This is a genomic window from Ruminococcus sp. AF20-12LB (assembly GCF_003478985.1).
Taxonomy (GTDB): domain Bacteria; phylum Bacillota; class Clostridia; order Lachnospirales; family Lachnospiraceae; genus Blautia_A.
Map to the genome: position 1 here is coordinate 13,094 of NZ_QUGH01000006.1, position 11,326 is coordinate 24,419.

Annotated in this window: 7 protein-coding genes; 1 reads left to right on the forward strand and 6 read right to left on the reverse strand. The window is 37.4% G+C overall.

Annotation, left to right across the window (positions count from 1 at the left end; translation table 11 throughout):
- Positions 1 to 8: 8 nt before the first annotated feature.
- The 6 genes from DWX61_RS18785 to DWX61_RS09215 all read right to left on the reverse strand — a co-directional run bounded on the left by DWX61_RS18785 (position 9) and on the right by DWX61_RS09215 (position 10,343).
- Positions 9 to 899 (reverse strand): HNH endonuclease family protein, encoded by an 891-nt coding sequence (locus DWX61_RS18785; protein ID WP_147419618.1) that lies wholly within the window; start codon positions 897 to 899, stop codon positions 9 to 11.
- Positions 896 to 2,476, reverse strand: coding sequence for an AAA family ATPase (locus DWX61_RS09195; RefSeq protein WP_118378188.1), 1,581 nt, complete (start codon positions 2,474 to 2,476; stop codon positions 896 to 898). The genes DWX61_RS18785 and DWX61_RS09195 overlap by 4 nt, the downstream gene beginning before the upstream one ends.
- Positions 2,477 to 2,480: 4 nt before the next feature.
- A complete protein-coding gene (locus DWX61_RS09200) occupies positions 2,481 to 4,043 on the reverse strand; it encodes a restriction endonuclease subunit S (RefSeq protein WP_118624931.1) in 1,563 nt (520 codons plus the stop codon).
- Complete coding sequence (locus tag DWX61_RS09205; protein WP_118378186.1) at positions 4,043 to 5,566, reverse strand: class I SAM-dependent DNA methyltransferase; 1,524 nt, start codon at positions 5,564 to 5,566, stop codon at positions 4,043 to 4,045. Before DWX61_RS09205 ends, DWX61_RS09200 begins: the two co-directional genes overlap by 1 nt.
- Positions 5,566 to 8,886, reverse strand: a complete 3,321-nt coding sequence (gene hsdR / locus DWX61_RS09210; RefSeq protein WP_286188067.1) for a type I restriction-modification system endonuclease — start codon at positions 8,884 to 8,886, stop codon at positions 5,566 to 5,568. Before hsdR ends, DWX61_RS09205 begins: the two co-directional genes overlap by 1 nt.
- 590 nt (positions 8,887 to 9,476) lie before the next feature.
- Positions 9,477 to 10,343, reverse strand: coding sequence for an IS110 family RNA-guided transposase (locus tag DWX61_RS09215; RefSeq protein WP_286188068.1), 867 nt, complete (start codon positions 10,341 to 10,343; stop codon positions 9,477 to 9,479).
- A gap of 2 nt (positions 10,344 to 10,345) precedes the next feature.
- On the opposite strand from DWX61_RS09215, the gene DWX61_RS09220 reads away from it, so the two are divergent.
- Positions 10,346 to 11,158 (forward strand): transposase, encoded by an 813-nt coding sequence (locus DWX61_RS09220; protein ID WP_227752364.1) that lies wholly within the window; start codon positions 10,346 to 10,348, stop codon positions 11,156 to 11,158.
- Positions 11,159 to 11,326: the final 168 nt, after the last annotated feature.

The following is an 11,326-nucleotide window of genomic DNA, read 5'->3' on the forward strand; positions in this document are numbered from 1 at the left end:
GAGTGCATTTATTTTTCTTCCTGCTCCAAACAGGGCGTCTGCGGTAATCTTTCCTGCTCCTCTCTTTGCTCTAAGTGTCGAAGCAGGAAATGCGCTTCTTCTATTGCATTAACAATCACATCTTCGTATGGTTTATCGTGAATTTTAAATTTTATGTATCGTTTGGCAAACGATGAATATGGGGTGTCCGGATGAACCAGTTTACAAATTTGCTTAATTGAAGGTGCCATCTTATCCGGACATAATTCATACGCCATTTCAAAAAGTTGCAATGCTATTTTGCTGTCTGAACGAATTTTTTTACGACCAATATTAAAACAATTCCAATTGTATATTCTTTTGCTAATTTCAACTCTACTTACATCGTAGGGATCGTTGCTTAATGCTATGATTTCACCAGCTTCATTACAATCAATAATCTCAACATCGCTTTCCACGCAAGGATCTAACAGAATGGGGATATCATTATTATTTCCTTGCGTAGCAGCAGGCGTACCTGCTTTTAAAGGAAACATATCATTTTTCCCGCCATCACCATAACTACGATTACTTTTCTCACAACTTAAACGATAGTTGAGATAATCGTATGCCAACCACCAATATCCATCTGGCAATATTTCATTTTTTTTCTCGTCTGTTGATTTGTTTTTCGGCCTAAAGTGATCAATCTCTCCAAATGCCCCCTCTAAACTACATTCAGAATACCAGCATTTTTCTCCATAATATTTTATAAGTATCGGTTTGAATTGACTCCAAATTCCATGAGCAGCCATATATTCTTTTCGTTCGTCGTGTGTTGTTTTTTTGCTCAATTCATTTAAATACAATCTTGCTTTATTAAGCCATCCTATTACATCAGGATCTTTTTTATCAATCAAGGCTAAATCAATATATCTCATTTTTCTAATAGTCCTTTTAAAATTTCTTCCGCCTTTGCGTTTCTTTCAGCAATGTCTTCCGCAGATAGATTAACATGAGGACGCTCACTATAGATTTTGTGCATTGCTGCAACATACTCGTCATAATAACTATCCGTTGGTATATTTCTAGTAAAAGACATATTCTCAAGATCATTTGTCAATTCTAATAATTTATACTTTTCATTATCGGTTATTGTTCCATCTTTCTTTTTAATAAGAAGTCTGTGTTTTTCATCCATTTTATCTTTTGTTTCACTATCCAAAACCGAAGACAATCCATAATACTCACTCTGTAATAAGCCATCAATTCCCATCCCCTCTGTATCTTCTGTAGGGACAATTACTTTTGTAAAGTAATACCCATTGTTTGATACGAGGTTTTCATTGTGAGTAAAGATACGAATAAATTCCTTTGGAACGCCATTGATTACAAGCGGATCATGAGTTGCAACAATAGCTTGAGTATTTATAGCATCTCGCAAAGAATTATCCATTGTTTCTTTGATTTCATATTTCCAGCGTGGATTCATATAGGCATCCGGTTCATCCATCAATACCAAACAGTCTTCTGTCTTGCAAATGCCGAGCATACCAAGAATTTTGATAAGTTGCCGTTGACCTTCACTCATTTCGCTGCATTTTACATTTGATTCCCCTTGTGTGACAGTTACTTCAAATCTGGTCTCAAAAAGAGAATATAGTTTTTCAAAAAACTCAAGAATAGCTATTGAATCAATGTTCACACTGTCAATATTCGTGATCTGAAAATATGATTTTCCATTCGAAGAATACATAAAGCCTCTACGCAAAAGATCTGTAAATCGATAATCAATAAAATCAGTCAGGTAATACAAGCCTGTAGGTACATCACCCTCAAACCGTCCTCTGCCAAAAATTTGCTCAACTTTATTGGTGTTGACAACCATATCCACATATTTAACCTTATCAAAATGACAAGCTTTAATAAGATAGCTTTTTTCAAAGGATTTTTGTCCACACAAAATAGAAAGTAGATAAACAGGGGTAAACCCTTCCTCACAATAATTGTATTTTCTCTTTGGGAAATTAGGAATAAAACGCTCGCTATCATCGTTCATTGATTTTAAAAAATTTCTAAGCGTATCCCTGCATAAGCACGTATATCTCGTATTTACCACTTTTATATTCGGAAAAAGTTTGTTATTCGTTCCGGAATAAAACGCAACAACACGCTGTGGAAACAGGGAATTCTTTTGGGCAAACGAACGAACCTTCCTATAACTTCCCTCAATAGCAGAATCGTCCGCTGTAATACGGTAAGCATGGCCACTTTTGATAATAGATATTGATTTCTGTGCATATTCGTACTCAAGGGAATAACTATAATCGATCTGCTTCTCAATTGCCGGTGAATCAAAGGACATTAAAATATTCAAAATACATTCTATCATTGTTGATTTGCCTGCACCATTTTCACCAATCAAAATGGTTGAACTACCACCAGACACAGTGGCAAATCTAATATCAAAATCAACCAAACAAAGATGCTTGTCAATACGTAATCTTTTGATTTGCATAATATCACCTCTTTAGCAAGTATTCCCCTAAACTGTTTTTAATAACAATCTGTTTTTGCTCAAGGCTTCGAAGCGCATCCATCAATTCAAATTTTTTCTTGCTAATAGACATAATCATTTGCACAGAGACAGCTTTTGGAGCGGACTTTATCAATAATCGGATTATCTCTTCTTCATTGGAACTTGATAGTGCAGACTTAATTTCTTCAGGGATGACAGTTCGTTTTGTTTTGGGTTTGTTGTTGATTTCTACACTTTTTTCTACAACTTCTTTCACCAACTCCACTGCACTTTCCTCGTTTTGGTTGTTCGTTCCCAGCTCACCTCGAAAAGCACGAGAAAGTATAGATTTTTTGATAAGGTCAATCTGCTCCACCACTGTTTCGGCAACTTGTTTTACCTGCTGTTCTTTAGCAAACATATCGTCAAGAATACGAACAATTTCTATTTGTTCTTTAATATTGGGCATAGCGAACTTATATGCTCCAATTTTTTTAGCATTAATATTAGACTGATTAACACCATCCGTCTTTACCAAATTATAATACTTTTTAGCCCGAATGGTATTAAGTGAATAATTCAAGAAATCACCTATAATGCGTGAATGATCATAATCCAATTTAATAAGATATCCTGCATAAATAGCAGGATAATCTCCGCGATATATTGATGTTTTTCCAACAAGAGCCGAACTGTTTGTCCTATTAAAAAGAACATCTCCTGAAAATAGTCTGTATTTTTCTATATCCTCTTCATCATTGGAATAAGCTAAATCATCCCATCTAATTTCTCCGTCTTGTAAATTCCCCATTCGTATAACTACTACTTTACCCTGTGATACAGATTTTTTCGATGTGCCATATTTTAATGAATGACAAATCTCAGAAACTGATACATTTTTCCAACTCTCAATTCTCACACCGTGTTCTTTTCTCCACCGGGCGGTGAGCTCGCCGGTAAAGGCTTTGTGTAGGATGGCGGCTTTGCGGGTTTCAAAACTGTTCAGCGCATCCTGTGCCTTTTGCTTTGCCTCGTCCAGCTTGGTAAACAGGCTTTCAATGCGGTCAACAATGCGCTGTTGTTCAGAGAGGGGGGGAACTGGAATTGCGTATTTGTCAAATAGGGGAAAATGCCTACGATAGCCCATATTAGGAATGTCAACAGTTTGAAATGCATAATAAAATGCTTTTTCATTGAAAAATTGCTTTGGTTTTAATACCTTAATACCATCAGCACCTTGTGCAAACGGAAAATCAATGTATTTGATACATCTTGTATGATCACCAAAAATGATGACGGGCACATTTCCAGCAAAAATCATTTCTCTATCATTTGTATAACCGCCTATCAAATTCTGCCCTTGGTCAACAACAGCAATTTTTCCGTCTTGTAAATACTCTTTTTGCGGGATTTTCTTTTTACTATCAGTGCAGTTTTCAAAAGAATCAAGCAAATGAATCCAACACCAATTCTCCGGCACTTTATAAGGTTGTTCCCAATCCGGCACCAGTACCGCCTGCAAGCGTTCTTCGGGTGTTAAGGTTTCTTTTTTCTTAGCCTTTGCCATCAGTCCTGCACCTCCAAAGCCCGTAGCTCTTTCACCACGCTCATCAACAAGTCAACCGCCTCTTCCAGATTGGCTGCGGCTACCTCGGCACTATCCGCTGGATCTGGTAGATCATTATAATCTAAGACAGAATCATCACGAATCAGCCCAAGGTCAAGGGTATCACCCTTTTCGCCAATTTGCTCTCTTGTAAATACGCTCCAGCGCTCGTCATCCACAGCATGGCGGTCTTCAGCGGTGTAGGCTTTTACAAAATCGATGAAATGTTCTTCTTTCAACGGCGCAGTCTTTCCGAAAGATGGCATATTGGTACGCAAATCATAGAACCAAACCTCCTTCGTGTTATCTTTTTCGGTCTTGCCACGGGTGAAGAAAAGCACATTGGTTTTTACCCCCTGTGCATAGAAAATTCCAGTAGGCAGACGTAGAATAGTATGAAGATTACAAAAGTCCATCAACTCCCGACGTACACTCGTTCCGTCACCATCAGCAAACAGCACATTATCTGGCAGAACAACGGCACAACGTGCACTTCCGTCCGCTTTTAAACTGCGGTAGATTACCTGCAAGAAGTTCAGCTGTTTGTTGAAAGTCTGAAAAGAAATATCGTCACGGGATGTACGCTCTCCGCCTTTTTTGGTTCCGAAAGGAGGATTAGTTAAAATCACATCAAAGCCTTTCAGCCTTTTTGCACTTGGAGCCAGGGAGTCCTCACAGGAAATATGCGCTGGAACATTATGCAGATAGGCGTTCATAAGAGCCAAACGGTGTGCATCGTGTACCAGCTCAACGCCATAGAAAGAGTCCTGAAAAGCCGCCATTTCCTGATCAGAAAGGGAGTAGAGATCCACACCGTCAATAGCGTGCTGATAGGCGGAAATCATAAACCCAAACGTACCACAGGCAGGGTCAAAGCATTTTTCACCAAGTTTAGGGGAAATCAAATCAGTCATCACATCAATAAGCACACGAGGAGTAAAATATTGACCTGCGCCAGATTTCTTCTCGTCAGCATTCTTTTGCAGCAAGCCCTCGTAAAGGTCGCCAAGCCCCTCCTGCTTTGCTTCAAACCAATCCAGTTTATTAATCTCGGAAATAATTTTCTGTAAGTTTTTTGGTTCTTCAATGCTGGAAACCGCTTTTGCATAGATATCGCTTATTTTAGGAATACCGGTACTGCCTAGTTCGGAAAGCAGTTTCATATAATAATTTTTCAGTTCAATGCCTTCCAAAGTGGTAAGGTACTCCCAAGAGTAATTGTAAAGTAGTGGCTTTCTGGATTCTTTTTCTTCTTCGGTCAGCTGTTCAACCGCTTTCCCTTTTCTGCGGGCATACTGCTCCAAAGAATTTTGATATGCTTTTAACATATCGGCTTTCAATGTATTTTCTTCGCCGGTTTCATCCAACATTTTGAGAAATAAAATATAGGTTAACTCTGTAACATACTGATGATAAGTAATTCCATCATCGCGAAGAACATTACAAAGATTCCATAGTTTTTGAACAATATCCTGAGTACTCATTATGCAACTCCTTCATAAATATAAGTGTTAATTTCTCGTATAATCTCAACCAGTGTTCCTCCAAACTTCTTATTAAAACGGTCAAATCCTCCATCCATCTTAAACACCGGAGCCTCAAAGGTTTCGGTATTCAAAATACTCTCATGTAACATGTAGGTTTTGATTTTGTTCAAAAGATCCAGTTGGATTTTATTAAAATAATGCGTCGCAGTTAATTTATCAAAAGCTGCTGTGACACGCTCATCATGGTTAAATATCGGCGTTTTCAATACTGCCTGGCGAACGTAAGCAATAATGTCTGCCACAATGTGTACATTAGTTACAGAACTGGTCGCTTCATTCAAATTTGTTTCTGTAAAATTCTTCTTATCCAAGGTAAGCTTCAACTCTTTTAGCTGTGCTCTTGTCATATCACTGGGTTTAGTGCAGGCAATACGGATCGCCTCAATCTTATCTTTATTCTCATTAACAAACTTTGCAAAAGCTTCAAGATAATCTTCTGGCTTTTCCGTATTCCCATATCCACGGGTAGTCTCTCTTAAAATGTCAGGTTTTGCAGAATAGTAATATCCCTTCTTTTCCCTTTTCAGCAAATCTACCCATAACAAAAAATCTTTGTCTTGTACACACGTTTTAACAAAGGTATTTTCTGTATATGATTTCAATTTTTTAATATAAGATTTCAAGTCAACACCATTTAAACGTTCAATAATATCATATTTCTGTGTAGCTGTTAGATTGTTATTTTTACGCTGCAGTCTTGCTAAAATACGGTCCTTAACTTGCTGTTTATTTTCTCCATTATTACGGAAAAGGTCTTCTAGTAGTTCTGGCATGGTTTTACTTACAGAAACAGATTTCATTCCTGAAGTAGAATCCAAATCCTCATATACTCGAACCGCATCAAAAATGTTGAAATGTGTCTTACCAATTTCATGGCAAATCCGAGTAGCACGCCCAAGCATCTGTTCAAACAAGATACGGCTATTAATTTTTCTCATAAATACAAGATTACAAATAGAGGGCACGTCAATTCCAGTTGTCAGCAAATCGACTGTTACCGCAATATTGGGATATTGATTGTTTTTAAACTGCTTAATGACCTGCAAAATCTTCTTTTTATTGCCTCCAGCGGTCTTTCCAGTGATCTTCATAATAGCATCATTTGAAATTCCATAAGGCTCATAAATATGCCGAAGTGTATCCACAATACAATCCGCATGATTATCATTAACAGCAAAAATCAGTGTTTTTTCCCTGCTTTCAGGATTTAAATAATTAGATATTTCTTCCAAAACCTTACGTGTATGATCAGGAAGTATAATTTTTCTATTAAAATCCGAAACATCAAAATCCAGTTCATCCTGCAATACAGCACCATTAACCAATTCATTTGTATTTGGATCATATTGTGCAAGTGTTTCACCTTTTTTGAATTTCACATGATTTTCAATAAAACCAGTGTTTATAATGTACGGCGGGTCATGGTCTACGAGCCATCCGTCAATAACGGCTTCCCGGTAACTATATGTAAAAATTGGTTTACCAAAAATTTCAGTCGTGTGTAAAGCAGGTGTAGCTGTCAAAGCTACTTTTACTGCGTCAAAGTACTCAATGACCTGTTTGTATTTGCTCATATAATCATCTTGATTATCGTAAAGAATTTCTTCTTGTGTCATTTCTCTGTCAAGAATATATCCTCTGTGAGCTTCATCCACAATAATCAAATCAAATGCACCGGGCATTAAATCCGGTGTTTCAGAAAGAATAGTTCTTCTTAACAAGCCCTGCACCGTAGAAACACTAACTTTTGTTTCTAAATTAATTTCATTATCATCAATGGATTTGAGCTCATAGATTTCATTCAAAGTCATCAAATCTTTAAGCTTAACATCTTTAAATGTATCCATTGCTTGTTCTCCAAGTGATACACGATCAACGAGAAATAGAATTCTTCTAAATCGCTTAGATTCAAGCATTTTATAAATAAAACCAAGAACAGTTCGTGTTTTTCCCGTACCAGTCGCCATTGCAAGTAATGCAGTACGATTTCCATTCACAATAGCTTCTGTTGCTTTATTAATCGCCCTAATCTGATAATCACGTAAATTAAGCCCCGTAGGATCTTCCATAAACGAATCATTATAGGTTGCTAAGTTTTCATTTGCTTGATCAATATCTTGTCCTAACTTTTCTTTAAGATCACTAGGGCTAAACCAATTACGTATTGGATATGACTGATTCGCAGATTTTCGTGCATCCAAAAACCATATGCCAGATTTGGTTCGAAGTTGTTCCCAAAAAGCTCTTCCATTTGATGCAAATAGGAAAGGGACTTGATATTCATCCCATAAACCTATAGTATATCTTTTATGTTCCTCTTTAATATGTTTCGCGTAATCCTTCACCTGCACATCAATGGTAGAGGCAACATCTTCGGAAACTTTCTTCGCATCCATTAATGCAACCAGTTTTTCTCCTATAAAAAACGCGTAATCAGCATAACCATTTTTAGAAAACGCAGAGTTGGTCGGCCATTCACTAATAACAATATTTCTACCTTTTACCGGACGTGTACCTTTACTGTAGCGTAAATTAACAGTATCTGCTTCCCATCCTGCTTTACGAAGCTGCTCATCTATTAAACAACGAGTCTGAGCTTCATTCCATTCCATCATTGAAGATACAGCTTGAGATCTTTTCACACGTTCTTGCTGCGTGGTACCAGAAACGGCAGTAGTTACTTCTGCAAGCTTTTTCGATAGCTCAACAATCTTTTTTTCCTGATCTTCTATAACTGATTTCAAATCTGCTTGATGTACTTCTTTAGGCATAGTAAAATCATCTGCAATATATTTCCAATCACCGTAAGTTTCCATAAACCAAACAGCTAAATTATATGTCATAGAAAAGAGCATTTTTGCATCATCCACCGAATCCGTTCCTGTATGTACAGCAGAATTACGAGTTTTGCGGAGTAAATAAAGAGTATTATCTATTTCTTGCGGAAGAAGACCGGCTTTTTTCAATGAACGAATACGATTCGCATGAGTATTTTCCGTTTGCGGTTCATCAATATGCTCAAATACTAATATTTCTCGTACAAGGCGCTCCGCAAACATTCCAAGCTTATAAATACATGCATTAGGATCTGAATATAAATAATTTTCAGCATTAGCTCCTAATTGTGCCAGTACAGGCCAATATTTATTTAGAAATTCAAAGTTGGATTTCATGCTTATCATCCTTCTTTCGTTTGATTGGTTTGATTTATAAGATTTTGCCACTTTCGCCAAGATAATTAATCTATAATTATTCATCCCCTACCATGCCTTTCGGAATGCATGGAGGTTTTCTTGTTTCCCTTGTTATATTGAAAGGTTTTCTCAATTAAAACTGATTTTCAATTAATATATCTGTATTATATCATTATAATATAAACCACACAATGAATAATATTTCACTCGATTTTATTTTACTCCTCTCCATATAATCAAGTGTTTTTTCAATAAATTCAATACTTTTTGATACCTGTCATTGAATAGAACTAAGGTTATGGAGTGATCTTTACCTCATACAGGGCAGATATATAGTAATAATGGGTACACCAAATAAAACGTCATCACTATTCGTTCTAAATGGCCTCGATGTGTACCCATCCCTATATGGCAGCTCACCTCTCATGTCCAACAGGATCATCCTCCTTACGGTGGGTCCTCACTTCCTTCATTCTGCCTGTCCATAACCAGGGTGCCAGCTTAGCTATTCATCAGGGTCATTCCCTCCGGAGAAAATTCCTGCCAGCTACCAGCTCATTCTTTGTACTTTCATCACTGATCCAAACCCTCCGATTACAGCACCTTTCGGTGGACGCTTCCTATAATCATTATGGTTATTCTTTATTGCTCGGTTATGCAGCCTTTAACTGCTCTCCCGGATGTCGAATATCTTTCAACATCTTTAATGCATCATAACTGATTCCCTTGGTAAGGATCACATGGAATACTCTTATCAGCTTACATGCTACTGCTATCAGCGACTGCATCTTTTTTAATGGATTCTTTTCTCTGGTGGTATAATACCTGTGGATTTCTTTGAATTCTTCATTCTTTCCCACCACCGATATCGCTGCCTCGAAAAGAAGATATCTGAAACGCTTGCGCCCTCTTTTGCTTATCTTTGTCTTTCCATTGTGCTTGCCAGAGCTATCTGCCACCAGTTCCAATCCTGCTAGTTTCTGAAGTTCTTTCGTGCTATCGAAGCGCGTGATATTACCGACTTCTGCTATGAAACCAGCTACTGTTGTTATTCCTATACCTTTTATTTCAAGCAGCTTATCCGCATACCTGATCTGCTGGCATAGTTCTTTAATTAGGTCATTGACCCGTTCAAGGCGTTTTGTCTGGAGTTCATAATCCTCTATCAGATCCTGTATCTCCATTCTGGCTTCTGTAAGGCCTGCCTTTAATCCTATGCTTTTCATGGCTGCATTCAGAATCAACATAGCCTTCTTATGCCCATTTCCTCGGAGTTTAGCGTCTTTCCATATCTTTATGATACCTTCTACTCCGAGTCTTACTATCTCCTCAGGAGTTGGTGCCTGTTTTAACACCAGTAGCCCTCCCTTAGCATCTATGTGTGTATAAGTCCCCTTATATTCCGGGAAATACACTGCAATCCACTTCTGCAGACGGTTCTTCGCCCTTGTCTGTTCTTCTACAAGCACAAACCGACGGTTTGACGCATTCCGCAGTTCTGCATATACACCTGTCGGCATATATGAATAAAAATACCGTCCATCCCTTCTCCTTGTTATTTTATATGAAACTTGCTCATTCTGGTGTGTCTATTTCAAAACCAGGATATCTGAAACAGCGTATGAAACTTAATCCAGATGCTTTTTTAGAATTATATAAATATCATAACCGTAACTTTTATGCAGATTCCACCTTTTCAACTTACAAAGATCATTTAATATTAGCCGCTGACGGCTCAGATATTAATATTCCTACCACTGCTGAAACATTGAAACTATATGGTTCTGCAGGCCGGAAAAACACAAAGCCCCAAGCTCAAATAGGATTAGGCTGTATTTATGATGTAATGAATCGTATGATACTGGAAAGTGACTGTAATAAGGTGAAATTTAATGAAATGCGCCTGGCCAAAAAACAGATGGAACGAATACCGGAAACAATAGACAGCATTCCCTATATTATTATCATGGACAGAGGCTATCCTTCTACGCCAGCGTTTATACATATGATGGATAAGGATATTAAATTTATCGTACGTTTAAAAAGCAGTGATTACAAAAAAGAGCAAAACAGTTTAACAGAAAAGGATCAGCTAGTTAAAATAAAACTTGATAAGTCAAGAATCAGACATTACGAGGGAACGCCAGATGGAGAACGTATGAAAGAATTAGGTGAAATTTCATTGCGTATGGTAAAAATCCTATTAGAAAACGGAAGTTTAGAAGTTTTGGCTACAAATCTTTCACAAACTGAATTTCATACAGAAGAAATAAAAGAATTATATCATATGAGGTTTGGAATAAGATATCCATTTACATTCGTATACGTTACATAAACAGGACATTCGCAATCCGCTTTCGCTACTTGCTCATGAACGCAGTTGCTTCGCTGCCTGCGTTCATTTTATTAGCACTCTCCATTTCTCATCATTTTTTGACCACAAATTTACGACATTTACGACAAATCTGACACTGCTTTACAATACCAGACAAAATGACTGATA